Below are 24,955 nucleotides of genomic sequence, written 5' to 3' on the forward strand. Positions count from 1 at the left end.
CAACTTTGTGAGCCACAATATCCGCGCCCAGGGGAGGCGCTCTTGTCGTCACCGGTGGTGCCGGCCGCTTCGTCATCCGAGCCACCCACGAGCGTGGGGTTGGCGTGCCATCCAGTCGGAGCTTGGCGACGGCATCTCATGAAGCAAGTTCAATCTACAACGGCCGAGCTGCCGAGGTATCGCGCAGCAGAGTCCTTGCAGGTGAAAGCCGCTTTTCTGGGAATCCGGGCTCCCCGACATCCATCCAAAGCCCACTCAGTGGGCGTGGGGTTCGCCGCCTATGGCGTGGCTTTTACGGTCGTAGGCGTGAGTCCACCCCCGCATTTCGCGCAGGTTGTGATTATCGGTGCCGGGCCGGCCGGGATTGCTGCCGCCCTGTGCCTGAAGGACAAGGGAATTCGGTCATTGCTCGTCGATCGAGCCGACGCGGTGGGGGCATCCTGGCGTAGTCGGTATGACCGGCTCAGACTCAACACAGGTCGACAATTTTCCCACCTGCCCGGGCGGCGCTACCCGCAAGGCACTCCCCTCTATCCGACCCGCGACCAAGTCGTCGCGCACCTGGACCGGCATGCGCGCGAGGACGGCATCGATCTCCTCCTCGAAACCACGGTTGAACGCATCGACCGACGTTTCCCGGGATGGCGGTTGACGACGTCGAACGGGGACATCGAAGCCCGATACGTCGTGGTCGCAACGGGTTACGAGCACACGCCCTTCATCCCGGACTGGCCGGGCATCTTCGCCGGTGAGCTACTGCACTCAAATCGTTACAGAGACCCGGCGCCGTACGCCCACAAGCGCGTGCTGGTTGTCGGTTCCGGATCGTCGGGCATGGAAATCGCCCACGACCTGAGCACAGGCGCAACGAGCAAGGTGTGGCTCTCAGTGCGAACTCCACCAAACATCCTGCCGCGCAAGGGGCCTGGGGGACTGCCCAACGACGTGGTATCCATTCCACTGTTCCACCTACCCCCACGGATTGCCGACCGGATCGCCGCCACCGCGCGCCGCCGCGCGTTCGGTGATCTCGGAGCAATCGGCCTGCCCGTTCCCGATGAGGGGCCCTTCTCGAAAGCGCATCGGCTGCACGCCGCGCCAACGGTCGTCGACCCCGAGGTTGTCGGCGCCGTGCGCGACGGGTCCGTCGAGGTGGTTGGGGCGGTCACCGCGCTGGAGGGCGCCAAGGTGGCGCTGGCCGACGGCGCACGGATCCAGCCCGACGTGATGATCGGCGCGACTGGGTATCGGCCGGGGCTGCAGCCATTGGTCGGACACTTGGGGGTGCTGACACCCGATGGCTTACCGGTTAGGTTGTCGCCGTTACCTGCCGCCGACGGCCTGTACTTCCATGGTCTGCTGAGCCGGCCCGCGCTGATTGGCTACCTCGCCAAACAATCACGAAAGCTGGCCAAGCGCGTCTCGCAAGACTGCCAACCGCTGTACCGCATCCCATTGGCGCGAGGCGTCGCCTGAGATGTCGCGACACACATAGGAGAAATATGTCATCCCAAATCACGGACTGGGACAGTGCTTACCGCGAGCAGGGGGAATTCGAGGGGCCGCCGCCGTGGAACATCGGCGAGCCGCAGCCGGAGTTGGCGGCGCTGATCGCGGACGGAAAGTTTCGCAGCGACGTGCTGGACGCAGGATGCGGGTTCGCCGAACTGTCGCTGGCACTGGCCGCGCGGGGCCACACCGTTGTCGGCATCGACCTCGCGCCAACCGCCATTGCGGCGGCTACCAAGGCGGCCGCCGAACGCGGCCTGACCACCGCCACTTTCGTGCAGGCCGACATCACGTCCTTCACCGGCTACCCACCCGATTCGGGAGAGCGCTTCTCGACGATCGCGGACTCGACGTTGTTCCACTCGCTACCGGTGGAGGAGCGCGACGGTTACCTCAGCGCGATCCACCGCGCGGCGGCGCCCGGCGCTGGCTATTTCGTGCTGGTGTTCGCCAAGGGCGCCCTGCCCGCGGACTTCGAGCCCAAGCCGAACGAGGTCGACGAGGACGAACTGCGCGCCGCGGTTAGCAAGTACTGGGAAATCGACGAAATCCGGCCCGCCCACATCCACGCGAACATTCCCCCGGCCGCGGACGGGCCGCCCGAATTTCTCCAGCGCGACCGCGACGAGAAGGGCCGGATAAAGCTGCCGGCCTACCTGCTGACGGCGCACAAGGCCGGCTGACACTGCAGGTCGTCGCGCCTGGGGCCGATGGTGGACCAATCTCGCGGGGTCATCGAGAGCGCATTTGAGTTGCTGGATCACCTGGCTGCGTTGGAACCGGTGCGGCTGCTGGACTTGGCTAACGCAAGCGGGATCCCCCGGGAAACGGTCCGCCGACTGCTGCAGCAATTGATCGCCGTTGGGGCGGTCAGTCGCGACGGCCCCCACTATCGGCTCGGTGCGAGCCTGCTGGGGCTGGGCGCGCAGGTGAGCTCGGAGCGTCGGTTACGGGTGGCCGCCCGGCGGCCGATCGCCGAACTGGCGTCCGCCACCGGGGCTGCCGTGCACTTGTCCGCGATGATCGGCGGCGAGGCGGTATACCTCGACGAAATCAGCGCTCGGATTCCGGTGGAATTCACAGCCGAACCCGGAGCCCGGGTGCCGCCCGGCACGGCGACCGCGCGGGCCTATGCCGAATTAGGCCGAGCCGCACCCATAGTGGACGCCGCCGAGGTGCGGCCGGATCTCAGCTGTGTTGCCATCGCAATTCCTCTCGGCGACAACACCGCGGCCGTCGTGTCGACGGTCGTCGCCGGACGACGCCCACCGCTCGGACTGCTGGCGGCGACGAAAGCCACGGGTCTGCGCATCGCCAGCCTTCTTCATACACCGTGAATCGGTGATCAACCCATTCAGCGGGCATCGATTGGCCTCTTGTCGCGTCGATTCTTAACGTCAAGTCCGTGACAGACACGACCCCGGCGAAAGATGGCTCAGCAGAAGATCCTCCGGGAGCAGTCGGAATCTCAAGGCGACAAAGCCTTCTGGCTAAGAAGAGGCCGCTGACCCCGCTGGAGTGCGAAATCAACATAGGTTCAAAGCAATTCGTGGTGAGCGCACGCACAATCAGGGCGATCCGGCCGGCGCGTCGGCTGCGCCTCGCCAAGTTCGTGGGAAACACCCGCCGGGATAACGCTACGGGAGGAAGCTCCAATGGTTTTCGCGCGTGAGGTGGCGGACTATGTCGTGGTAGGTGCGGGATCGGCCGGCAGCGTCGTGGTGCGAAGGTTGCTCGAGGCTGGCCGCAGCGTGCACGTCATCGAGGCCGGCCCGGCCGATACCGACCCCGCGATTCACTCATTGCAGGGCTGGCCGACGCTACTGGGCGGCCAACAGGACTGGGGAGTGTTCACCACGCCACAGCGGCATGCCAACAATCGCAGGCTGTTTTGGCCTCGGGGCAAAGTCCTGGGCGGAAGCAGCTCGTTGAACGGAATGATCTACATACGGGGGCATGCCAGCGACTACGAGCATTGGGCGCAGGTGACCGGCGACCCCAGTTGGGGCTGGGATCAGGTGTTGCCGTTGTTCAAACGCTCTGAGGCACATGAACTGGGCGGCGACGAGTACCACGGCGCCGGCGGACCGTTACCGGTGACCACGATCTCCGATCCGCACCCACTGTCCGAAGCATTCATCGAGGCGGCATTGGACCTCGGACACAAATGGATCGACGATTTCAACGCCGAAGAGATGGTCGGCGTCGGATACAACCACATCACCGCGTTCCGCGGCCAACGGATGAGTGCATGGAAGAGCTTTGTCGCGCCGATGCAAGCTCATCCCCGGTTGACGGTGACCACCGACGCCCTCGTCCACCGGGTGCTCCTGGAGAAGGGCAGAGCCGTGGGGGTCACGTATTCACAAGGAGCCCAACCGCTTCGGCGCGCGTACGCCCTCGCGGAGGTCGTCCTCAGCGCAGGCGTCCTGGGCTCACCAAAACTATTGCTGCTCAGCGGGATCGGACCGAGTGCACACCTGCAATCCGTCGGTCTTCCCACCATGGTGGACCTGCCCGCAGTCGGAGAGAACCTGCACGATCATCTGTTGGTCAGCAATATCTATGAGGCCAAGGAGCCTTTGACGGTCGGGACCAACAATCTGCTCGAGGCGCAGCTCTATGCGCGCAGCGCCGGGTGGCAAGGATCAGCACCGAATTTGCAGCCGCTGTTCATCCACATTCCCTACGCCGCGGGCGGCGGCCCGGCGCCCGAGCACGGGTATACGATCGCCGCGGGACTGGTGGCACCGAAAGCACGCGGCACCCTGCGGCTGGCCTCCGCCGACCCGAGCGAGCCGCCGCTGGCTGATCCCAACGTTTTCGCCGACCCCGGCGATCTCGAAGCGATGGTTGATGCGGTCGAAATCTGCCGCGACATCGGAGCCTCAGCCGCATTCACGCCGTGGCGCAAGGCCGAAGTCGCTCCGGGACCCGCAGCCACAACCCGAAACGCCTTGCGCGCCTTCGTCCGGCAGGCGGTGGGCACATACCACCATCAGGTCGGCACCTGCAAGATGGGGGCCGCAGATGACCCGGATGCCGTTGTCCGGCCCGATCTTCGAGTGCGCGGCGTCGACCGGCTGCGCGTCGCAGATGCCTCGATCATGCCCACCATCACCACCGGCAACACCAACGCGCCCTCCATCATGATCGGCGAGCACGCAGCTGATCTGCTGCTGGGCGGCGACAGCTTTGCTCGGCGCGTCGAGCGATGACCATCGACCCAGGGAGTTCCATGCCAACCGATACCAGTGGCGAGCGGCCGCGACGTCGCATCGCCAAATTGTCTGCGACCGACCCGCAGTTCGCTGCCGCCATTCCGAGCGAGACGGTCGCCGCGGCGCTCGGGCAGCCCGGTCTCCGACTTGCGCAGATCGTTCGCACGGCCTTGGAGGGTTACGCGGATCGACCGGCAACGGGTCAGCGGGCGTTCGAGTTTGTCAGCGACCCCGCAACCAGACGCACATCGGTACGGCTGCTGGAGCGCTTCGACACGATCACCTACCGGCAGCTGGGCGAGCGCATCGACGCGCTCGCCCGCGCGTGGGCCGACGATGGGATGTCTGCAGGCGATCGCGTCTGCATTCTCGGTTTCACCAGCGTCGACTACCTCACTGTCGACGTGGCGGTGGGCCAGGTCGGTGCCGTGTCGGTCCCGCTGCAGACCAGCGCGACGATCAACCAACTGCTGCCGATCGTGACCGAGACCGAACCCTCCGCTATCGCGGCCGGCATCGATTACCTTCCCAACGCCGTCGAGTTGATCCTCACGGGTCCCGCGCCCGCGCACCTGATCGTCTTCGACTACCACCCTGAGGTCGACGACGAGCGCGAGGCCGTCGACGCCGCCCGCGCACGGCTGGCAGGGACCCCCATCACCGTCCGGACGCTGGCCGACGTTCTCGAGCGCGGCAAATCGCTGCCCGACGCGCCACTGCCGGCGCCGTCCGACGAGGACCCGCTGGCGTTGTTGCTCTACACCTCCGGCAGCACCGGCGCGCCCAAGGGCGCGATATACCGGGAAAGCGCCGTTGCCACGATGTGGCAATGGTCGACCCGCAATTTGGTTGGGGCGAGTGCCGCGTCGATCACGCTGAACTTCATGCCGATGAGCCACGGGATGGCTCGCTTCGTGGTGTACGAGACGCTCGGTAACGGCGGCACAGCGTATTTCGCCGCCAAGAGCGACCTCTCGACGCTGCTGGAGGATCTCGAGCTGGTCCGGCCCACCGAGCTGAACTTCGTGCCGCGGATCTGGGAGACCATCTACGCGGAGTACCAGCGCCGGGTCGACCGCGGGGCCGACGAGGCCGAGGTGCTAGACGAACTGCGCAACCACCTGCTGGGCGGGCGGTTCATCTTCGCGATAACGGGCTCGGCGCCCATCTCCCCGGAGCTGCGCCAGTGGGTCGAGTCCCTGCTGCAGATCCACCTGCTGGACGGCTACGGCGCCACCGAGGCCGGGATGGTCCTGTTCGACGGCGAGGTACAGCGCCCGCCGATCATCGACTACAAGCTGGTCGACGTGCCGGAGCTGGGCTACTTCTCCACCGATCGGCCCTACCCGCGTGGTGAGCTGCTGCTCAAGACCAACAACATGTTTCCCGGCTACTACAAGCGGCCCGAGACCACCGCGGGTGTGTTCGACGAGGACGGCTATTACCGGACCGGCGACGTGTTCGCCGAGGTCGCCCCCGACCGGTTGGCGTATGTCGATCGCCGCAACAACGTGCTCAAGCTCGCGCAGGGCGAGTTCGTCACCCTGGCCAAGCTGGAGGCGGTGTTCGGCAACAGCGCGCTGGTGCGCCAGATCTACGTCTACGGCAACAGCGCACAGGCCTACCTGCTGGCGGTGGTGGTGCCCACCGGGGACGCCCTTGAGCGCTACCCGCTCGACGAGCTCAAGCCGCTGATCGCCGGCTCGCTGCAGTACGTCGCCAGGGAGGCCGGGCTGCAGTCTTATGAGGTGCCGCGCGACTTCCTCATCGAGACAACGCCTTTCAGCCTGGAGAACGGTCTGCTCACCGATGCCGGCAAGCTGGCGTGGCCCAAGCTGAAGGCGCACTACGGCGAGCGCCTCGAGCAGCTCTACGCCGAGCTGGCCGAGGGCCAGGCCAACGAGCTGGCCGAGCTGCGCCGCAGCGGCGCCGACGCGCCGGTGCTGCAGACGCTCAGCCGCGCCGCGGCCGCCCTGCTGGGCACCGCCACCAGCGAGGTGTCCCCCGACGCGCACTTCGCCGACCTGGGCGGAGACTCGTTGTCGGCGTTGACCTTCGGCAACCTGCTGCACGAGATCTTCGACGTCGACGTGCCGGTCGGGGTGATCGTCAGCCCGGCCAACGACCTGGCCGCGATCGCCACCTACATCGAAGCCCAGCGCACCGGTAGCACCCGGCCCAGCTTCGCCACGGTGCACGGGCGCGACGCCACCGAGGTGCACGCCGCCGAGCTGACCCTGGACAAGTTCCTCGAGCCCGCCACCCTGGCCGGCGCGCCGAACCTGCCGGGGCCGGCTCCCGAGGTGCGCACCGTCCTGCTCACCGGCGCAACCGGATTCCTGGGTCGCTACCTGGCCCTGGAATGGCTCGAGCGGATGGACCTGGTCGACGGCACCGTGATCGCGCTGGTGCGCGCCCGCTCCGACGAAGAGGCCCGCGCCCGGCTGGACAAGACCTTCGACAGCGGCGACCCCCAGCTGCTGGCCCACTACCAGGCGCTGGCCGCCGACCACCTGCAGGTGCTGGCCGGTGACAAGGGCGAAGCCGACCTCGGCCTGGACGCCCAGACCTGGCAGCGGCTGGCCGACACCGTCGACCTGATCGTCGACCCCGCCGCCCTGGTCAACCACGTGCTGCCCTACAGCGAACTGTTCGGCCCCAACGCCCTGGGCACCGCCGAACTGATCCGCCTCGCGCTGACCACCAAGATCAAGCCCTACACCTACGTCTCCACCATCGGGGTGGGCGACCAGATCGCGCCCGGCACGTTCACCGAGGACGCCGACATCCGCGCGATCAGCGCGACGCGGGCGATCAACGACAGCTACGCCAACGGCTACGGCAACAGCAAGTGGGCCGGCGAGGTGCTGCTGCGCGACGCCCACGACCTGTGCGGGCTGCCGGTCGCGGTGTTCCGCTGCGACATGATCCTGGCCGACACCACCTACGCCGGCCAACTCAACGTCCCGGACATGTTCACCCGGATGATGCTCAGCCTGGCCGCCACCGGGATCGCGCCCGCCTCGTTCTACGAGCGCGACGCCGACGGCCACCGCCAGCGCGCCCACTACGACGGGCTGCCCGTGGAGTTCATCGCCGAGGCGATCTCCACCCTCGGTGCCCAAAGCGACCAGGCTTCTGAGGGCTTCCGCACCTTCCACGTGATGAACCCCTACCACGACGGCATCGGAATGGACCAATTCGTCGACTGGCTGATCGACGCCGGCTGCGCCATCCGGCGCGTCGACGACTACGGCGACTGGCTGCAACGCTTCGAAACCAGCCTGCGCGGGCTGCCCGAAAAGCAGCGCAACGCTTCGCTGCTGCCGCTGCTGCACAACTACCAAAAACCCCAGCAGCCGATCAACGGCTCAATGGCACCCACCGACCGATTCCGTGCGGCGGTTCAGGACGCGAAAATCGGCCCGGACAAAAACATCCCACACGTCACCCCGCAGATCATCGCCAAATACATCAGCGACCTGCAACTACTCGGACTGCTCTGACAAAATCAGGGCCGACGCCTGTCGATCGTCGCGCCGGCGTCAAGCAGCCGGTCGGGCGGTGCTGACGCCTTTCAGACGGGCAAAAGTTATTATTCTCAGACCTTCGGCATAGTTTGCTGTGTTCGCGCGTTGAACCCTGCGATGACGTGACGGTGGTACGCGCATCAGAGCATAAAGGGGTCGACGGTGGACCAATGTGAGTTGGATCGATTGACCGGTGGTGTAGCCAGCGGTAATTGTGCGGGCCGGGCGTTTCACAACGACGGTCGGGCGGTCATCGAGAGCGCATTTGAACTGTTGGACCATGTGGGTGCGTTGGAGCCGGTGCGGTTGATCGATTTGGTGAATGCGAGCGGGATACCTCGGGAGACGGTCCGTCGGCTGCTGAAGCAGTTGATCGCCGTCGGGGCGGTCAGTCGCGAAGGCCCCCGCTATCGGCTCGGTGCAAGCCTGCTGGGGCTGGGTGCGCGAGTGAGCTCGGAGCGGCGACTGCGGGCGGCCGCCCGGCGGCCGATCGCCGAGCTCGCAACCGCGACCGGTGCCGCCGTGCAGTTGTCCGCGGTGATCGGCGGTGAGCCGGTGTACCTGGAATCGGTGGACGCTCGGATTCCGTTGGGAGTGACCGCCCAGCCCGGGACCCCGGTACCACCCAGATGCGCGGCTGCGCGGGCCTACACCGAGTTGGGCTATACCGCACCGATAGTGGACGCAGGCGAGGTGAGGGCGGATATGAGCTGTGTCGCGGTGGCGATTCCGCTGGGCAACGGCGCTGTGGCAGCCCTGTCGACGATCATCGCGGCACCGCGACCGCCGCTCGGACTGCTCGCCGCCACCAGAGCCACCGGCGCGCGTATCACCGGGCTCCTTCGTACACCGTGAGTTGATAAACCCACTCAGTGGGCATCGATTGGCCCGTTGTCGCGGGCTTCGGCTGCGCCTCGCCAAGTTCACCAGTTACGGAACAAAGCCGCAATGGTTTTCGCACACCGGCAGCTGCGACTCGTAACGCCTTGCGCGCTTTCGTCCGGCAGACCGACGCACCCACCTTCGCTTCGGTGAGCAAAAGCTGATCTGCCGTTGGACGGTAACACCTTTCAAGACTGACATGCGTGGCGGGCGAGAAACACCCAATCAGTGGGCGCCGACTCGCCGTTGGCCGCGTCGCTCCTTAGCGTCACAAGTGTGACGGAAGCAATGCAGCCGTGAATGGCGCTGGCGCCGCTGGAATCTCAAGGTCTACGGCGGCACAAGTGAACGCGCGCGGAAGGAGCCGTCACCTCGGCGCGGACATTCTTGCTCGACGTGGTCGTCAACTGATGGGAGACAAATGAGTACAACCGACGTGATAACCGCTGCAGCCAACGACCTGGCCAGCCGCATCAACGCGACCCAGGTGCGTATGCCCGACGGTGCGCCGTTGATCTGGAATGCGGCGGTGCAACATCGTCCGGCATTGGTCATGCGGGCCGAGACACCGCGCGACGTGCAGGAAGCGATCGGTGTGGCGCGTGACCGCGGGCTGCGGCTCTCGGTGCTCGGTGGCGGCCACGACTGGGCGGGTCGCGCTGTGTGCGACGGCGGTCTGGTGATCGACATGTCCGGGATGCGAAGTGTCACAGTCGATACCGGGGCGCGGGTCGCAACGGTGGGTGCGGGCGTCACAGCGGCTGAGTTGATCGAGGCGGTCGCGCCCTACGGGTTGGTTGCCGCCACCGGCAACTGCGGTGCGGTTGGCATGACCGGTCTGACACTCGGCGGGGGCTACGGACCGCTCAACGGGCGGTTCGGCCTTGCCTTGGACAACCTGGTCGGCGCCGAGGTCGTCCTGGCGGACGGCCGAATGGTCACAGCCGATGCGTCTCACGAGCCAGACCTGTTCTGGGCACTGCGCGGTGGCGGCGGCAACTTCGGCGTGGTCACGTCGATGCGCGTGCGGTTGCATCCGCTAAAGCGCGTGATCGGCGGGATGATCATGTTTCCTTTGTCGCAGGCCGCGACGGTGTGGCGTGGGCTGGAGGAGCTGTTGTCGACGGCGCCTGACGCGCTGACCGTCCAGAGCGGAGTGCTGCCCGGCCCCGACGGCGACCCGGTGGTTTACCTTCAGCCGACCTGGAGCGGCGAGATCCTTTGCGGCCTGGCGGCCGTCGATCTGCTCGCAACGCTGGGAACGCCGCTTACCACAAAAGTGGCGTCCGTGGCCTACGGTGAAATACTGCGCCTGTTCGACGTGGGGTGTGTCCGCGGATTGTGCTGGGCGGTTCGCACCCGCACGGTTGCGGGCTACACGCCCGGAGTCATCGATGCGCTGGTGGAGGCCGCGCGGACGCTGACCTCGCCACGCAGCCTCATCTCCATCCACCACTGTCACGGCGCATCGACTCGCGTCGCCCCGGACCAGACCGCATTCGCGAACCGCCGCCCGCATTTCGTCGTCGAGATCGTCGCCTGCTGGGAGGCAGGGGACGGCGCCGCCCACCGCGCCTGGGCAGAGGCGTTGTCGGACGCGCTTGCGCCGCATGCGTTTCCCGGCGGATACGCCAATCTACTCGGGCCCGACGACCACGAGCAGATCGCAAACGCGTACGGCGACAACGCCACACGACTCATCGCCGCCAAAAATCACTACGACCCCGATACGGTGTTCACCGCCATCCCACTTCCCAGCGGCACCTAAAGTCACGGTCCGATTACCGCACCGAAGTACCTCTGGCTGAGCGCTGCATAGGTTCCGTCGTTCTGTGACATGTTGAGCCACAGATTCATCCACTGCTGCACGTCCGTCGCGGTTCCACTGATGAGATAGGCCTTTTGCTCGAATGTGAACGGATGGTCCAGACTCTCACCGCAGAGCTGCGGATTCTGAGTTGCTTGCCAACGGATCTCACTGATGTCGGTGATCATGACGTCGGCGGCATTGTTGGCGATCTGCCCGAAGATCGTGTTGTTGTCTGGATAGTTCACTATGCGCGCGTTGTGGAGATGGCCTTTGTCGAATTCAGCATTGGTACCACCTGGGTTGACGACCACACGGACGTCCGGACGGTCGATGTCGCTAAGCGTCTGGAACTTCGATCTGTCGGCGCAACGGACGATGGCGGCTTTCCCGTCACGTAGGTAGGGAGCGCTGTAGATGGCGCGCTCGGCACGGTTGAGCGTGATGGTGATTCCCCCCATCGCCACATCACATTTGTTGCCCAGATCATCGACAACACCTGCCCACGTGGTCGGCACGATGTCCAATCGGACTCCCAGCCGAGTGGCCATGTCGATGGCCATGTCGATGTCGAGCCCACTCCAGGTGCCCTGTGGGTCGCGATAGGTGAATGGGCGGTAGTCGCCGGTACTGCACACACGGACCATGCGGCGCCGCAGAATTTGTGGCAATCCGGCGGGCGCCGGCGTGGTCGTCGATGAGGTCGTCGCCGTCGAGTCACACCCCGTGGTTAACGCCAGCACGGCGACCAATACCGGAATCGTTGCCAACCAGATGGCGATTCGCCTACCAGAGTCACCCATCATGAACGCTCCTCGAGCCCGCTTGCCGTCGAATATCCGCTATCACCAGACTATTTCGCGCCATGTAATAAGTGGCTGCCCGGTAAAGCCCAGTCAGTGGGCGCAGGTTCGCTACCGGGTCTGTTGTTTCTTAACGTCGAACCTTGTGACGGGACGCAGATCTCGCCGCCAATGGGCCAGCCTCGCTCGAGAGAGCGGGATAGCGATCACCGTCGCGAACACACAGGAGAGAGCGAAATGTCGTACGTCATCGATAGTCACCACATCACCATGTCGGTAAACGGCGCCCAAGAGGATGTCGTTTTCCACGTCAAGGTGCTCGGGCTGCGGCTGATCAAACGGACGGTGCTGTTTGACGGGTCGATCCCGATTTACCACCTGTATTACAGCAACGCCGACGGCGACCCGAGCGCGGTGCTCACCACCTTCCCTTTTGGCCAGGCCGGGATCCACGGCCGGCGTGGCACCAACCAGGCACGGGAGGTATTGCTCGCCGCTCCTGCGGGTTCGCTGAACTACTGGTCCTCCCGGTTGCGCGCGCGTGCCGCGGACGTCCGGGACGCGACTGTGTTCGATCGACGTCGCGTGCTGTTCCGGCATCCGTGCGGCATCGAGTACCAACTGGTCGAGGTCGACAACGACCCTCGTCGTGGTTACAGCGGCAGCGGGGTGCCCGAGGAGTATGCCATCCACGGCATTTACGGCGTCGGTGTACACGTGACGGGGCCGGACACCGCCGTCGAGTTCGCCGCCAATCACCTGGGTGCGCGCGAGGGCTTGACCGAAGGCGACCGATTTGCGTTGGCGGCCGGCAAGTTTGGCCTCGGCGGGGCGGTCGAGCTCGTTGTCAATCGCGCAGATGCGCCGGGAACGTGGACCTACTGCGCCGGAACCATCCACCACTTCGCCTGGAACGCAGACACTCTTGAGAATCAGAATGACCTGAAACTCGAGATCGAGGGCGCGGGCTACACAGATATGTCCGAAATCCGAGACCGCAAGTACTTCAAGTCTGTCTACGTTCGGTCGCCCGGCGGAGCACTCTTCGAACTGGCCGTCACACACAACGAGGGCGGCTGGGACTGCGACGAGTCGCCGCGGGAGCTGGGCAAGCGATTCCAGCTGCCGGAGCAGTTCGAGGTACGGCGCGAGGAGATCCTCGGCCGCCTAGAGCCGATCAAGCTCTGAGGAATTGACGTGAACACACCAGCGATGGTTGCTACCGCCAAAGTCCTGGCCGACCCGACGGCGTACGCGGACGACGAGCGGCTGCATACGGCGCTGCGACAGCTGCGGGCGACCAATCCGGTTGCGTGGGTGGACCATCCGCCGTATCGGCCGTTCTGGGCGATCACCAAGCACGCGGACATCATGGCGATCGAACGAGACAACGAGCTGTTCATCAGCGCGCCCCGCCCGTTGCTTTCGCCCGCCGATACCGACGATCTGCGCATGGCGCAGGAAGACGCCGGGACCGGCCTGCGCACCCTGGTCGAGATGGATGATCCATACCACCGCAAGGTGCGCGCGATCGGCGCGAACTGGTTCCGCCCGGCGGCGATGCGCGACCTGAAGGCGCAGGTGGACCAGCTGGCCAAGCGCTATGTCGACAAGATGCGCGAGATCGGACCCGAGTGCGACTTCGTCACCGACATCGCGGTCGACTTTCCGCTCTACGTCATTCTGTCGTTGCTGGGTCTTCCCGAATCGGACTTTCCTCGGATGCGCATGCTGACACAGGAGATGTTCGGCCGCGATGACGCCGAATACCAGCGGGGTCAAGAACCCGAGACCGTGCTCGCGGTGATGCAGGAGTTCCTCAACTACTTCGCCACGCTGACCGCGTCGCGCCGCCGAAAACCCACCGGCGACCTCGCCTCGGCCATCGCGAACGGGCGCATCGACGGCGAACCGCTCTCCGACGTGGACACCGCGTCCTACTACGTGATCATCGCCGCCGCCGGCCATGACACCACCAAGGATGCCATCTCCGGTGGGCTGCGCGCGCTCATCGAAAACCCCAGTGAATTATGGCGATTGAAGCAGGATCTCACGCTGATGCCGACGGCGATCGAGGAGATGATCCGGTGGGCCACGCCGGTCAAGGAATTCATGCGCACCGCAGCCGCCGACACCACGGTTCGTGGGGTGGACATCGCTGAAGGAGAGTCGGTGTATCTGGCGTATGTGTCCGGAAACCGCGATGAGGAGGTCTTCGACGATCCGTTCCGCTTCGACATCGGCCGCGATCCCAACAAGCATCTGGCCTTCGGCTATGGCGTGCACTTCTGCCTCGGCGCCGCGCTGGCGCGGATGGAGATCGGCAGTCTCTACCGCGAACTGCTCCCCAGGCTGGGATCGATCGAGCTAGCGGGCAAGCCCGAACTTTCCGCGACGACGTTCGTCGGTGGGCTCAAACACCTGCCGATCCGCTACTCGCTGAAGTGATTTACACCCTTCCGATCCTTGACACCGAAAGGCATCCCGTGACGCATTTTCCGGAGCATTACCGACTGACGCCGTCCCTGGCGAGCACCGTGCGCCAAGTGTGTGTTCATAGCTTGATCACGGTGCTGCTGGTCTTTGTGGTCACCATGGCGTGGGCAGCTACCTTCGGCGAACCTCCGATGTCTGTCAAGCCTCCCCAACGCTGCGTGCAATTCGACTTCGGGCCAGCGGGTTCGGCCGACCGGCTCGATAGGTGAACAAAGCGTGACCGCACAGCGAAGTGCGCGACTGCGATTCGCCTCGAAGCGCAATCAATATGTGCTCCCGGATTATTCGCAGTCGACCGAATTGGACATGTTTGCCCACGCCACCGTCCTGCGACAGCTTGTTCTCCACGGCCTCGTCACGGTCTTGTTGGTGGCGGCCGCTGTCGCGATGAGCTGGTAGGCCACACTGCCGCCCGAATTCGACCAAACGGCATGACGGCGGCGCGACCACTTTTTGTCAACAGCATGAGGAGGTTAGGTGAACAACTCGGAGACAACGCAATTGGACCGACAGGTGTCTTCCCCGGCGAAAGAGATGCAGGGATTAATACTGGGCGGGTGGGTAGCCCAGACGATCACCGCGGTCGCCGACTTGGGAGTGGCCGATGCGCTCGCCGACCGGCCGCTGCACCTTGATGAACTCGCCGACAAGGTCGGAGCTGATCCCGATGCGCTGCGCAGGGCTTTGCGTGCGCTGATCTGTAAGGGCATATTCGCTCAAGGCGACGATGGCCGCTATGAGCTGACGCCGCGCGCAGACCTGCTGCGCTCGGACGCCCCGGTATCCATGGCGGCGCTGGCGCGGCTGGTGGGCGCACCGCGGGAGCGCGAACATTGGAGCCTGCTCACCGAGGCCATCAGGACTGGGACTTCGCCGGTCCGGGCGTTGCGGGGTAAGCCCTTCTTCGACTATCTGCGCGACGAACCCGAATACAGCGCGATTTTCAATGACGCGATGACGGGCTTGTCGGCGTACGTGGATGGGCCGCTCGTAACGGCGTACGACTTCACGCCATACCGAACCGTCGTCGACGTAGCGGGCGGTCACGGCCGCTTGCTCGCCGCCATCCTTGCCTCGGCCCCGAAGACGCAGGGTGTGCTGTTCGACCTTCCCGATGTGGTGGCCGAAGCAACGCCGCTACTACAGAAGTTGGATGTAGCACAACGGGTTCGGCTGGTCGAAGGCTCCTTCTTCAGCGGTGTACCGGCGGGGGGTGACGCCTATGTGCTCAAGCACATTTTGCACGACTGGTCCGATGCCGCCGCGCTGGAAATCCTGCGGAATGTGAAATGGGCTGCGCCAACGGGAGCGGCCTTGCTGCTCGTCGAGACGGTAATCCCCGAAGACAGCAGCGAATTCACCGGCAAGTTGGCCGACATCGAAATGTTGTTGTTCAACGATGGGCGTGAACGCACCGCGAAGGAGTATCGGCGACTCCTCGACGAGGCCGGCTTCGAGATGACCCAAATCGTCGGCACCGAAACGGAATTCAGCCTGATCGAGGCATTTGCCAGATGACTCTCGACGCGCAAGGGTCGACATATGTGCTGATCCCAGGCGCCTGGCATGGGGCCTGGTCCTGGCAACCGGTTGCCAAGCGCCTTCGCGCCGCGAGTCGTCGGGCGATCACCCTGACGCTGCCCGGCCTGGGCGACGGCGATGATCCGTCGGGCTACCAGCTCGGGGACGCGGTCGATTACATCGTCGACGAGGTGTGCCGGCTCGAGCTCGACGACGTGATACTCGCCGCGCACAGCTGGGGCGGCTACCCCGCCACCGGCGCCGCTGACCTTCTCGGCGACCGGGTGACCGAGATCGTCTACTACAACGCGTTCGTGCCGGTTCGCGGAAGGGCCCTCGTCGACGAGACCCCGCCAGACAGCCGCGAGGTGATACTGCGGTTGATCGACGAATCGCCTTTCGACGCCATTCCATCGAGCCTGGAACCGTCGAGCAGCTGCTGATGCAAGGCGTTGCCCCGGAGTTGCAGCGGTTGGTGGCCGATCTGGTGACCCCGCAGCCCGGCGGTTACTTCCTTGACGCTCTCGACGTCGATGCGGCGAGTCTCGGTATTCCCGCCGCCTACGTCACCGGCGACAGCGATCAAGCGATGCCGCAACCGGGGCCCGAATTCGCGGCCCGGCTCGGAGTAAAACCCATCGTCGTTCCGGGAACGCACAACGGAATGCTGACTCACCCGGACGAGGTGGCCCACGCGATCCTCAGCTTGACTGGTCCGCGTAACTCATCCGCGTGAATCCCGCGTATTCAGGGCGTTCGCGGCCTGCCGGGCACGGTCGCGCGCAGCCGCCACGTCGGGTGCCGTGGCCAGCGCCACGCCCCGTCCGGCGGGCCCGGCGCCCCGCGCGAAGATGCGCAGATCGCTTTCCGGCACCCGCAGCGCGCGGGTCAGCGCGTCGGTGGCCGACGGCCCGCCGTCGGGGCCGGGATTGATCGCGTGGGCGGCGGCCGGCGACATCATCATGGTGTCCACCGGCAGGCCCAGAATCGTCCGGGCCTGCAGTTCGAACGCGGAAAGCCGCTGGCTGCGCAGGGTCACCCAGACGCTGGGGTGCGGGCGCGCGCTGACGTCGGAGAAGTACACCTCGTCGCCCTTGATCATCAACTCGACGCCGAAGACGCCGCGCCCGCCGAGTGCCTTGACGATTCGCGCGGCGATCGACTTGGCCGCGTCCACTGCGGCCTCGTTCATCTGCTGGGGCTGCCAGGATTCCTGTACGGCGCCGTCGACGTCGCGGTGGCCGATGGGTGAGCAGAACTCGATCAGCGGACCGTTCGGGCCCTCGCTGCGCACGACGAGCAGGGTGACGTCGAAGTCGACCTCGACCACCGTCTCGGCCAGCACCCGCCCGGTCGGACTCCCCTGCGCGCGCTGCCAGGCCGGTTCGATGTCGTCGGGCCCGGAGACCACCGAGTGTCCCCGCCCCGACACGGGCTTCACCAGCAGCGGGTAGCCGGCGTGGGCGGCCACCGCCTGCAGTTCGCCGACCGAGCCGGCGAACCAGAACGGCGCGGTGGGCAGCCCCAGCTCGTCGGCGGCCATCCGGCGCAGGGCCTCGCGGTCGGAGGTGAGCCGCACGGTGCGGGCGTTGGGGACCAGCTGGGTGCGGTCCGCAGGCAGCGCCTCGAGAGCTTGGGCGGCGACCGCCTCCGTCGCGGTCACCACGAAGTCCGGGTGGAGCTGTCGGATCGCCCTGGCGAGCTCGCCGCCGTCGGTGAGCGGGAGCGTCAGCGACTGGTCGGCCACGCCGTGTGCGGGCGCGTTTGGCTGCCCGTCCGCCGCGACCACCCGCGCGCCCAGGTGGCGCAGCGCGACCGCCAGCTCCCGGCTCAGCTCGCCGGAGCCGAGCAGCAGGACCGTCGGCCTGCGGTCTTCGGGCGGTTGGGGGGCAGCGTGGGGCGACACGGCCAGCGCGGTCGTCTTGTCGTCCTGTCCTTGGGTCAAGCCGTCAGTCACCGCTCAAGGATAGGTCGGTTCTCAGAGCCCTAGGGCTGGCCGGGAAGCAGCCGCACCATCAGGCCGTTGGCCTCGGCCAGCACGGCGTCGTCACCGTCGACCAGCTCCGCGGCGACGAACGCCTTGCGGCCCTCGGTGCTGGTGACGCGCCCGCGCACCAGCAACGGCGTGTCGATCGGCGTGACCTTGCGGTAGTCGACGTGCAGGAAGGCGGTGCGGCTGATCGGGCGCCCGGCGGCGTGCGAGATCATCCCGAACATGTGGTCGAACAGCAGCGGCAGCACGCCGCCGTGGACGGCGTGGTTGCCGCCGACGTGAAATCGGCTGAAGTACCCGGTCATTTCGACGCCGTCGGGCGCGTACCGGGTCAACGTCCAGGGCGGCAGCAGCAGGCTGCCCATGCCGGGCAGGTCTGGCGTCCGCCCGGCCGGCGCCTTGCCCTCCTCGGCCTGGAAGGTGCCCAGCACCTCGACCAGCGCGGCGGCGCGGTCGGCGGCGTCGTCCCAGACGTCGTCACCGGGGTCGGCGGACACCGCGAGGTCCTGGAGTTGGCGCATGGCCGCGACGAACCGACCGAATCCGGGGCCGGGGCTGGCCGGGCCGTATTCGGGGAAACCGCCGTGGTGTTCGTATTCCGGGTCGAGTTCTTTGGGGTCGGGCTCCGTCACGGGCGGGCCGCCAGGACGTCGCGACGCACGATGGTCTGCTCGCGCCCGGGACCGACGCCGATGCACGAAACATGTGCTCCTGCAAGCTCTTCCAGCCGCAACACGTAGTCGCGCGCCTTGGCCGGCAGGTCGTCGAACTCCCGCGCGTCCGAGATGTCCTCCCACCAGCCGGGCAACTCCTCGTAGATCGGTTCGGCGCGGGCAAGGTCGCTCTGGGTCATCGGCATGTCGTTGATGCTCGCCCCGTCGATCCGGTAGCCGACGCACACCGGCACCGTCTCCAGGCTGGACAGCACGTCGAGCTTGGTCAGGAAGAAGTCGGTGATGCCGTTGACGCGGGTGGCGTAGCGGGCGATCACGGCGTCGAACCAGCCGCAGCGCCGGCGCCGCCCCGTGGTGACACCGAATTCCCCGCCGGTCTTGGACAGGTATTCGCCCTTCTCGTCGAACAGCTCGGTGGGGAACGGGCCGGAGCCGACGCGGGTGGTGTAGGCCTTGAGGATCCCCAGCACGGCGGTGATCCGGGTCGGCCCGATCCCGGAGCCGACGGCCGCGCCGCCCGCGGTCGGATTCGACGACGTGACGTAGGGGTAGGTGCCGTGGTCGACGTCGAGCAGGGTGCCCTGGGAGCCCTCCAGCAGGACCGTTTCGCCCTCCTCCAGCGCGGTGTTGAGCAGCCGCCGGGTATCGGCGATGCGGTGCCGGAAACCCTCGGCCTGCGCCAGCAGGGCGTCCACCACCTGGTGCGGGTCGAGCGCCTTGCGGTTGTAGATCTTGACCAGGATCTGGTTCTTGAGCTCGAGGGCGGCCTCGACCTTGTGGGTCAGCTGATCGGGGTCGAGTACGTCGGCGACCCGGATGCCCTGCCGGGCGATCTTGTCCTGGTAGCACGGGCCGATGCCGCGGCCAGTGGTGCCGATCTTCTTGTTGCCCATGTAGCGCTCGGTGACCTTGTCGATGGCGACGTGGTAGGGCAGCAGCAGGTGGGCGTCGGCCGAGATCAGCAGCCTGGAGGTGTCGACGCCGCGGTCCTCGAGGCCTTTCAGCTCGTCGAGCAGCACACCGGGGTCGACCACCACGCCGTTGCCGATGACGTTGGTGACCCCGGGCGTGAGCACCCCGGACGGGATCAGGTGCAGGGCGAAGTGTTCGCCGGTGGGCAGGACGACGGTGTGCCCGGCATTGTTGCCACCCTGATAGCGCACCACCCACTGCACGCGCCCGCCGAGCAGGTCAGTGGCCTTACCTTTGCCCTCGTCGCCCCATTGGGCGCCGATGAGGACGATTGCCGGCATGACTTGCTCCCGCCTAATCCCACGTGTTCAAACCCTGCTTATTGTGGTCCAGCCGGTGACACACCCTATCCCAGCCCTGTCCCAGGAGGTTGCGACCGAGCATGGAAACCGCGGGGGTGTTGGCCTTCGGCGAGCGGCGGGTGCCGCGTGCGCTGACCGGCCTGCCGGTCCACATGGGCGATGTCGACGCCGCGATCGGGCTATACCGGCGGCTGGTGGTCGTCGGCGCCGACTCCGACCTGGCCGCGGTGCTGACCCGGTTGCTGCGCGCCGAGCGGCTCGACGTCGAGCTGGCCTACGTGCCGGCCCGGCGCACGCCCGCCACCCGGGCGTACCGGCTCCCGGCCGGGCGGCGTGCGGCGCGGCGCGCCCGGCGCGGCTCCGCCCGGCGGGTGACCCTGATCCGCGACGAGACCGGCTCGGTGATCGTCGGCCGCGGGCGCTGGCTGCCGCCCGACGGCGAGCCGGTGCTGCACGGCGAGGCCGTCGTCGACGACACCAGGCTGTTCGACGGCGAGGTCGCCGCCGTGCGGATCGAGCCGACGCTGGCCATGCCGGGCCTGCGCGCGTCGGCACGCAGGGGCCGCTGGGTGTCCGGCCGCGCCGCCCAGCTGGGCAGCACCGGCGTCACCGTCGTGCGCGACGGGGTCGCCGCTCCGCGGGCGGCGCGCCGGTCGACGTTCTACCGCCACGTCGAAGGCTGGCTCCTGGTCCGGTAGCACCGGCTCCCACCGGTCACACTTTTGGCCCGCGGGGTGTCGACGTGGTGAGGAGGCCTTGCCGATGACACCTTCCGCCCGTCTTAACTGGGTCTACTGGACGACGACCGCCCTGCTAGCCGCCGAGTGTTTTGTGGGCGGGGTGATGGGCGCGCTGCGCCTGCAACCGTTCGCGGGCGTGGTGACGCACCTGGGGTATCCGCTGTACTTCATGACCATCCTTGGCGTCTGCTACGTATCGGCCGGGGTGGTGCTTCTGGCACCGCGTCTGGCGCTGGTCAAGGAGTGGGCATACGCGGGCCTGATGTTTATCTACGCCGGGGCGACGGCGTCGCATCTCTGGGTCGGCGATGCCGGCACGACGCTGGTCGGTCCGCTGATCCTCGTGGGCCTGACCGTCGCCTCCTGGGCGCTGCGGCCGCAACGACGGCGAATACCAAGGTAATTTCGAGCGGGTGAGCTTTCCCGCCCGGCAACACGAATCGGTGCGGCCCAGCCCGCTCTTCCTTGCCCTGGTCGCGTTGACGGCGGCGGGCGGCGCGCTGGCGTGGCTGGCCGGGTCCAGCGTGCGGCCGCTGTCCTACGCCGGGGTGTTCGTCTTCGTCATCGCCGGCTGGCTGGTGTCGCTGTGCCTGCACGAATTCGGGCACGCGGTGACGGCCTGGCGATTCGGCGACCACGACGTCGCGGTGCGCGGCTATCTGACCCTGGACCCGCGGCGCTACAGCCACCCCGCGCTCTCGCTGCTGCTGCCGATCGTGGTCGTCGCACTGGGCGGGATCGGCCTGCCCGGCGCGGCGGTGTACGTGCGGACGTGGTTCATGACGCCGGCCCGCCGGACCATGGTCAGCCTGGCGGGGCCGGCGGCCAACCTCGTGCTGGCGGTGCTGCTGCTGGTGGCGACGCGATTTCTCTACGACCCGAGCCACGCGGTGCTGTGGGCGGGCGTGGCCTTCCTGGGCTTCCTCCAGCTCACCGCGGTGTTGCTGAACCTGCTGCCGGTCCCGGGCCTGGACGGGTACGACGCCCTCGAGCCGCACCTGAGCCCCGAGACGCAGCGCGCGCTGGCCCCGGCCAAGCAGTGGGGCTTTTTCATCCTGCTGTTCCTGCTGTTGGCGGCCAGCCAGTGGTTCTTCGGAGTGGTGCTCTGGCTGTTCGATTTCTCCGGCATCCCGCACTGGCTGGTCGCCGCGGGCAACTCGCTGACCCGGTTCTGGAGCGCCTGGCTTTAACCCTTGCAATATATGCGTAATTACGCATATATTTCGGGCTATGGGCGCCGGCCACAACCACACCCCCGCCGAGGGCGACTCGTCGCGGATGATCCCCCGCATGATCGCCGCGGCGGCGATCCTCGCGGTGTTCTTCGTCGTGGAGCTGACCACCTCGCTGCTGATCAACTCGATCGCGCTGCTGGCCGACGCCGGACACATGCTCACCGACGTCGTCGCGGTGTTCATGGGCCTGGCCGCCGTCATGCTGGCCAAGCGCGGCAGCTCGTCGCCCGCGCGCACCTACGGCTGGCATCGCGCCGAGGTGTTCACCGCCGTCGCCAACGCCGGGCTGCTGATCGGGGTGGCCCTGTTCATCCTGTGGGAGGCGATCCAGCGACTCAAGGAAACCCCGTCGGTCCCGGGCGTGCCGATGATCGTCGTCGCCCTGCTCGGCCTGCTGGCCAACCTGGTCGTCGCGCTGCTGCTGCGGTCGCACTCGGAGAGCAGCCTGGCCGTTAAGGGCGCCTACATGGAGGTGGTCGCCGACAGCGTCGGCAGCCTGGGCGTGCTGATCGCCGGCATCGTCACCGTGACGACACGCTGGCCCTTCGCCGACGTCGTCGTCGCGGTGCTGGTCGCGCTGTGGGTGGCGCCCCGGGCCGTCTCGCTGGCCCGCGACGCGCTGCGGATCCTGTCCGAGGCCTCGCCGGCCCACATCGACGTCGAGGAGCTGCGCGGCGCGCTCGGTGCCGTCGACGGCGTAACCGAGGTGCACGACCTACACGTGTGGACGCTGTCGCCCGGCAAGGACATGTGCACCGCGCACCTCACCAGCGACGGCGACTCCGCGCGGGTGCTGCAGGACGCGCGCGCGGTGCTGTCCGCGCGCGGGCTGGACCACGCCACCGTGCAGATCGAGCCGCCGGACCGGCACGGCGAGTGCGAGGAAGGCTTTTAGAGGCCCGCTAAAGACCCAAAGCCTGGCGCGCCGCGGGGTCGCAATCGTCGAGCAGATCCAGGCAGCGCAGGTTCTCGTCGGTCTCGCCGATGGCGTCCGCAGCTTTGGCCAGCGCCGCCACGCAACGCAGGAAGCCGCGGTTGGGCTCGTGCGCGTACGGCACCGGGCCGAAGCCCTTCCAGCCGTTTCGCCGCAGCTGGTCGAGGCCGCGGTGGTAGCCGGTGCGCGCGTAGGCGTAGGCGGTGACGGCCTTGTCCTCCGCGAGGGCCTCCTCCGCGAGCGCAGCCCAGGCCACCGACGCCGACGGGTGCGCGGCGGCGACGGCGGTCGGGTTCTCGTTGGCCAGCAGCTCCGCCTCGGCGTCGCTATCGCCGGGCAGCAGAACCGGATCGGGTCCGAGGAGATCTCCCATCGATGTCATGGCGTCTATTTTGCCGTTCCCCCGCGGCGGGTCGCTAAGCTCCCTCTATGCCCAATCCACCCGAACCCGAAGGGGCAGCCGAGGACCAGCCGCTGGTCCCCGTCGACCCCGAGACCGAGACCGTGGTGATCAACAAGGGCGATCAGGACAGCGATGCCGAGGCCGCCGAAGGCCAGCAGCGCGAGCGTCGTTTCACGGCCCCCGGCTTCGACGCGAAGGAGACCCAGGTCATCGCGACGTCGTCCGCGGAGCCCGCCACCGAGGTCATCGCGTCGCCGCCGCCCGGCGAGGCCGCGACGACACAGCTGGGTGTTCCCCCGAAAGCCGCTGTGCCGCAAGCGATTCCGCCACGACTGGGGGCGAAGCTGCGCACCACTCGGCAGTTCAACTGGGGCTGGGTGCTGGCGCTGGTGGTGGTCGTGCTGGCGCTGGCGGCGATCGCGATCCTGGGCACCGTGCTGTTGACCCGGGGCAAGCACTCGAAAGTGTCTGAGGAAGACCAGGTTCGGCACACCATCCAGCAGTACGACGTCGCGGTGCAGCGGGGCGACCTGACCGCGTTGCGCACCGTCACGTGCGGGACCGTCCGCGACGGATACGTGGATTACGACGAACACGCGTGGCAGGAGACCTATCAGCGGGTCTCGGCGGCCAAGCAGTACCCGGTGATCGCCAGCATCGACCAGGTCGTCGTCAACGGCCAGCACGCCGAGGCGAACATCACCACGTTCATGGCATACGACCCGTCGTTGCGTTCGACGCGCAGCCTCGACCTGCAGTACCGCGACGATCAGTGGAAGATCTGCCAGTCACCGAGCGGCTAACGGGTGCCGAGCGTGCGGGCAGCCGCACGTTGGGCATCGAGTGTGCGGCCAGCCGCACGCTCGAGCGGGACGGCTAGCTTGAGCTCAGCGACTTCCCCGCGCAGTGCAGGTCGTTGCAGGCCTCCACGACGCGCTCGCTCATGCCGGCCTCGGCCTTCTTGAGGTAGCTGCGCGGGTCGTAGGCCTTCTTGACGCCCACCTCGCCGTCGACCTTGAGCACGCCGTCGTAGTTGGCGAACATGTGGCCGGCGATCGGGCGGGTGAACGCGTACTGGGTGTCGGTGTCGACGTTCATCTTCACCACGCCGTAGCGCAGCGCCTCCTCGATCTCCGACTTCAGCGAACCCGAACCGCCGTGGAACACGAAGTCGAACGGCTTGGCGTCGGCGGCCAGGCCCAATTTCGCCGCCGCGACCTGCTGGCCCAGCGCCAGCACGTCGGGGCGCAGCTTGACGTTGCCGGGCTTGTAGACGCCGTGCACGTTGCCGAACGTCGCGGCCAGCAGGTACTTGCCGTGCTCGCCGTGGCCCAGCGCATCGACGGTGCGCTCGAAATCCTCCGGAGTGGAGTAGAGCTTGTCGTTGATCTCGTGGGCGACGCCGTCCTCCTCGCCGCCCACCACGCCGATCTCCACCTCGAGGATGATCTTGGCGGCCGCGGCCTCCTTGAGCAGTTCCTGCGCGATGGCGAGGTTTTCCTCGACCGGCACCGCCGAACCGTCCCACATGTGCGACTGGAACAGCGGGTCCTGGCCGGCGGCCACCCGCTCGGCCGAGATCGCCAGCAGCGGCCGCACGTAGCTGTCCAGCTTGTCCTTGGGGCAGTGATCGGTGTGCAGCGCGACGTTGATCGGGTATCTGGCCGCGATGCTGCGGGTGAATTCGGCCAGCGCGACGGCGCCGGCCACCATGTCCTTGACCCCCAGGCCGGACGCGAACTCCGCACCGCCCGTTGAGAACTGGATGATGCCGTCACTGCCGGCGTCCGCGAAGCCCTTGAGCGCGGCGTTGACGGTCTCCGACGAGGTGCAGTTGATGGCCGGGAAGGCGTAGGAGTTCTCCTTGGCGCGTCCGAGCATCTCGGCATACACCTCGGGCGTGGCGATGGGCATGGGCTCCTCCTGGCGGCTG

General features: G+C 67.0%; 23 protein-coding genes and 1 riboswitch. Of the genes, 17 read left to right on the forward strand and 6 right to left on the reverse strand.

Features of this window, described 5'->3' with window-relative positions; translation table 11 throughout:
• Nucleotides 1-33 precede the first annotated feature (33 nt).
• Nucleotides 34-144: riboswitch (SAM riboswitch) on the reverse strand.
• 162 nt (nt 145-306) lie between these two features.
• The 7 genes from AC5Y4S_RS14780 (at nt 307) to AC5Y4S_RS14810 (ending at nt 10,910) form a co-directional block, all read left to right on the forward strand.
• On the forward strand, nt 307-1,476 hold the full coding sequence (locus AC5Y4S_RS14780) for a flavin-containing monooxygenase (protein ID WP_500033479.1): 1,170 nt from the start codon (nt 307-309) through the stop codon (nt 1,474-1,476).
• Between the two features lie 26 nt (nt 1,477-1,502).
• Nucleotides 1,503-2,192 carry a class I SAM-dependent methyltransferase gene (locus tag AC5Y4S_RS14785; RefSeq protein WP_500033480.1) on the forward strand — a complete coding sequence of 230 codons (690 nt, stop codon included), beginning with the start codon at nt 1,503-1,505 and terminating at the stop codon, nt 2,190-2,192.
• Between the two features lie 27 nt (nt 2,193-2,219).
• Entirely contained in the window at nt 2,220-2,846 is a 627-nt protein-coding gene (locus AC5Y4S_RS14790) for a helix-turn-helix domain-containing protein (RefSeq protein WP_500033481.1), read from the forward strand.
• 318 nt (nt 2,847-3,164) lie between these two features.
• Entirely contained in the window at nt 3,165-4,727 is a 1,563-nt protein-coding gene (locus AC5Y4S_RS14795) for a GMC family oxidoreductase (protein ID WP_500033482.1), read from the forward strand.
• Nucleotides 4,728-4,747: 20 nt separating this feature from the next.
• Nucleotides 4,748-8,236 (forward strand): carboxylic acid reductase, encoded by a 3,489-nt coding sequence (gene car / locus AC5Y4S_RS14800; RefSeq protein ID WP_500033483.1) that lies wholly within the window; start codon nt 4,748-4,750, stop codon nt 8,234-8,236.
• Nucleotides 8,237-8,446: 210 nt separating this feature from the next.
• Complete coding sequence (locus AC5Y4S_RS14805) at nt 8,447-9,115, forward strand: helix-turn-helix domain-containing protein (RefSeq protein WP_500033484.1); 669 nt, start codon at nt 8,447-8,449, stop codon at nt 9,113-9,115.
• 448 nt (nt 9,116-9,563) lie between these two features.
• Complete coding sequence (locus AC5Y4S_RS14810) at nt 9,564-10,910, forward strand: FAD-binding oxidoreductase (RefSeq protein ID WP_500033485.1); 1,347 nt, start codon at nt 9,564-9,566, stop codon at nt 10,908-10,910.
• Between the two features lie 2 nt (nt 10,911-10,912).
• Here AC5Y4S_RS14810 and AC5Y4S_RS14815 read toward each other — a convergent pair whose 3' ends face one another.
• Entirely contained in the window at nt 10,913-11,755 is an 843-nt protein-coding gene (locus AC5Y4S_RS14815) for a transporter substrate-binding domain-containing protein (RefSeq protein WP_500033486.1), read from the reverse strand.
• Nucleotides 11,756-11,989: 234 nt separating this feature from the next.
• On the opposite strand from AC5Y4S_RS14815, the gene AC5Y4S_RS14820 reads away from it, so the two are divergent.
• The 5 genes from AC5Y4S_RS14820 (at nt 11,990) to AC5Y4S_RS14840 (ending at nt 16,505) form a co-directional block, all read left to right on the forward strand.
• Complete coding sequence (locus tag AC5Y4S_RS14820) at nt 11,990-12,940, forward strand: VOC family protein (protein ID WP_500033487.1); 951 nt, start codon at nt 11,990-11,992, stop codon at nt 12,938-12,940.
• A 24-nt stretch (nt 12,941-12,964) separates the two neighbouring features.
• Nucleotides 12,965-14,200 carry a cytochrome P450 gene (locus AC5Y4S_RS14825; RefSeq protein WP_500034017.1) on the forward strand — a complete coding sequence of 412 codons (1,236 nt, stop codon included), beginning with the start codon at nt 12,965-12,967 and terminating at the stop codon, nt 14,198-14,200.
• 525 nt (nt 14,201-14,725) lie between these two features.
• Nucleotides 14,726-15,766 carry a methyltransferase gene (locus AC5Y4S_RS14830; RefSeq protein WP_500033488.1) on the forward strand — a complete coding sequence of 347 codons (1,041 nt, stop codon included), beginning with the start codon at nt 14,726-14,728 and terminating at the stop codon, nt 15,764-15,766.
• Entirely contained in the window at nt 15,763-16,212 is a 450-nt protein-coding gene (locus tag AC5Y4S_RS14835) for an alpha/beta fold hydrolase (protein WP_500033489.1), read from the forward strand. Before AC5Y4S_RS14830 ends, AC5Y4S_RS14835 begins: the two co-directional genes overlap by 4 nt.
• On the forward strand, nt 16,212-16,505 hold the full coding sequence (locus AC5Y4S_RS14840; protein ID WP_500033490.1) for a hypothetical protein: 294 nt from the start codon (nt 16,212-16,214) through the stop codon (nt 16,503-16,505). Before AC5Y4S_RS14835 ends, AC5Y4S_RS14840 begins: the two co-directional genes overlap by 1 nt.
• Here AC5Y4S_RS14840 and purT read toward each other — a convergent pair.
• From purT to AC5Y4S_RS14855, 3 genes are read right to left on the reverse strand one after another with little or no spacing between them, the layout of a single operon-like run.
• Nucleotides 16,494-17,726 carry a formate-dependent phosphoribosylglycinamide formyltransferase gene (purT, locus tag AC5Y4S_RS14845; protein ID WP_500033491.1) on the reverse strand — a complete coding sequence of 411 codons (1,233 nt, stop codon included), beginning with the start codon at nt 17,724-17,726 and terminating at the stop codon, nt 16,494-16,496. The two genes, AC5Y4S_RS14840 and purT, sit on opposite strands and share 12 nt — an antisense overlap.
• A gap of 29 nt (nt 17,727-17,755) precedes the next feature.
• Nucleotides 17,756-18,394, reverse strand: a complete 639-nt coding sequence (locus tag AC5Y4S_RS14850) for a PaaI family thioesterase (protein WP_500033492.1) — start codon at nt 18,392-18,394, stop codon at nt 17,756-17,758.
• Nucleotides 18,391-19,689, reverse strand: a complete 1,299-nt coding sequence (locus AC5Y4S_RS14855) for an adenylosuccinate synthase (RefSeq protein WP_068184799.1) — start codon at nt 19,687-19,689, stop codon at nt 18,391-18,393. Before AC5Y4S_RS14855 ends, AC5Y4S_RS14850 begins: the two co-directional genes overlap by 4 nt.
• 101 nt (nt 19,690-19,790) lie before the next feature.
• Between AC5Y4S_RS14855 and AC5Y4S_RS14860 the strand changes: the two genes are divergently transcribed.
• The 4 genes from AC5Y4S_RS14860 to AC5Y4S_RS14875 all read left to right on the forward strand — a co-directional run bounded on the left by AC5Y4S_RS14860 (nt 19,791) and on the right by AC5Y4S_RS14875 (nt 22,580).
• On the forward strand, nt 19,791-20,408 hold the full coding sequence (locus tag AC5Y4S_RS14860) for a peptidase M50 (protein ID WP_500033493.1): 618 nt from the start codon (nt 19,791-19,793) through the stop codon (nt 20,406-20,408).
• Nucleotides 20,409-20,472: 64 nt separating this feature from the next.
• The gene (locus AC5Y4S_RS14865; RefSeq protein WP_500033494.1) at nt 20,473-20,853 is read left to right on the forward strand and encodes a DoxX family protein; all 381 of its coding nucleotides are present in this window, start codon (nt 20,473-20,475) and stop codon (nt 20,851-20,853) included.
• A gap of 10 nt (nt 20,854-20,863) precedes the next feature.
• Nucleotides 20,864-21,640, forward strand: a complete 777-nt coding sequence (locus AC5Y4S_RS14870; RefSeq protein WP_500033495.1) for a site-2 protease family protein — start codon at nt 20,864-20,866, stop codon at nt 21,638-21,640.
• Nucleotides 21,641-21,680: 40 nt separating this feature from the next.
• Entirely contained in the window at nt 21,681-22,580 is a 900-nt protein-coding gene (locus AC5Y4S_RS14875; protein WP_500033496.1) for a cation diffusion facilitator family transporter, read from the forward strand.
• Between the two features lie 7 nt (nt 22,581-22,587).
• On the opposite strand, the gene AC5Y4S_RS14880 is transcribed toward AC5Y4S_RS14875, so the two are convergent.
• Nucleotides 22,588-23,001: a DUF3151 domain-containing protein gene (locus AC5Y4S_RS14880; RefSeq protein ID WP_500033497.1), complete on the reverse strand. Its 414-nt coding sequence runs from the start codon at nt 22,999-23,001 to the stop codon at nt 22,588-22,590.
• Between the two features lie 47 nt (nt 23,002-23,048).
• Here AC5Y4S_RS14880 and AC5Y4S_RS14885 point away from each other — a divergent pair, with 47 nt between their 5' ends.
• Nucleotides 23,049-23,825, forward strand: coding sequence for an Rv0361 family membrane protein (locus AC5Y4S_RS14885; RefSeq protein WP_500033498.1), 777 nt, complete (start codon nt 23,049-23,051; stop codon nt 23,823-23,825).
• Nucleotides 23,826-23,898: 73 nt separating this feature from the next.
• On the opposite strand, the gene fbaA is transcribed toward AC5Y4S_RS14885, so the two are convergent.
• Nucleotides 23,899-24,936, reverse strand: coding sequence for a class II fructose-bisphosphate aldolase (fbaA, locus tag AC5Y4S_RS14890; protein ID WP_500033499.1), 1,038 nt, complete (start codon nt 24,934-24,936; stop codon nt 23,899-23,901).
• Nucleotides 24,937-24,955 lie beyond the last annotated feature (19 nt).

The sequence above is a fragment of the Mycobacterium sp. NGS64 genome (assembly GCF_059812245.1).

Bases quoted from the DNA above. Each gene is read 5' to 3' on its own strand.
- AC5Y4S_RS14785 (WP_500033480.1), top strand. From the start codon at position 1,503: ATGTCATCCCAAATCACGGACTGGGACAGTGCTTACCGCGAGCAGGGG.
- AC5Y4S_RS14790 (WP_500033481.1), top strand. From the start codon at position 2,220: ATGGTGGACCAATCTCGCGGGGTCATCGAGAGCGCATTTGAGTTGCTG.
- AC5Y4S_RS14795 (WP_500033482.1), top strand. From the start codon at position 3,165: ATGGTTTTCGCGCGTGAGGTGGCGGACTATGTCGTGGTAGGTGCGGGA.
- car (WP_500033483.1), top strand. From the start codon at position 4,748: ATGCCAACCGATACCAGTGGCGAGCGGCCGCGACGTCGCATCGCCAAA.
- AC5Y4S_RS14810 (WP_500033485.1), top strand. From the start codon at position 9,564: ATGAGTACAACCGACGTGATAACCGCTGCAGCCAACGACCTGGCCAGC.
- AC5Y4S_RS14815 (WP_500033486.1), bottom strand. From the start codon at position 11,755: ATGATGGGTGACTCTGGTAGGCGAATCGCCATCTGGTTGGCAACGATT.
- AC5Y4S_RS14820 (WP_500033487.1), top strand. From the start codon at position 11,990: ATGTCGTACGTCATCGATAGTCACCACATCACCATGTCGGTAAACGGC.
- AC5Y4S_RS14825 (WP_500034017.1), top strand. From the start codon at position 12,965: ATGGTTGCTACCGCCAAAGTCCTGGCCGACCCGACGGCGTACGCGGAC.
- AC5Y4S_RS14835 (WP_500033489.1), top strand. From the start codon at position 15,763: ATGACTCTCGACGCGCAAGGGTCGACATATGTGCTGATCCCAGGCGCC.
- AC5Y4S_RS14840 (WP_500033490.1), top strand. From the start codon at position 16,212: ATGCAAGGCGTTGCCCCGGAGTTGCAGCGGTTGGTGGCCGATCTGGTG.
- AC5Y4S_RS14855 (WP_068184799.1), bottom strand. From the start codon at position 19,689: ATGCCGGCAATCGTCCTCATCGGCGCCCAATGGGGCGACGAGGGCAAA.
- AC5Y4S_RS14860 (WP_500033493.1), top strand. From the start codon at position 19,791: ATGGAAACCGCGGGGGTGTTGGCCTTCGGCGAGCGGCGGGTGCCGCGT.
- AC5Y4S_RS14865 (WP_500033494.1), top strand. From the start codon at position 20,473: ATGACACCTTCCGCCCGTCTTAACTGGGTCTACTGGACGACGACCGCC.
- AC5Y4S_RS14875 (WP_500033496.1), top strand. From the start codon at position 21,681: ATGGGCGCCGGCCACAACCACACCCCCGCCGAGGGCGACTCGTCGCGG.
- AC5Y4S_RS14880 (WP_500033497.1), bottom strand. From the start codon at position 23,001: ATGACATCGATGGGAGATCTCCTCGGACCCGATCCGGTTCTGCTGCCC.
- AC5Y4S_RS14885 (WP_500033498.1), top strand. From the start codon at position 23,049: ATGCCCAATCCACCCGAACCCGAAGGGGCAGCCGAGGACCAGCCGCTG.
- fbaA (WP_500033499.1), bottom strand. From the start codon at position 24,936: ATGCCCATCGCCACGCCCGAGGTGTATGCCGAGATGCTCGGACGCGCC.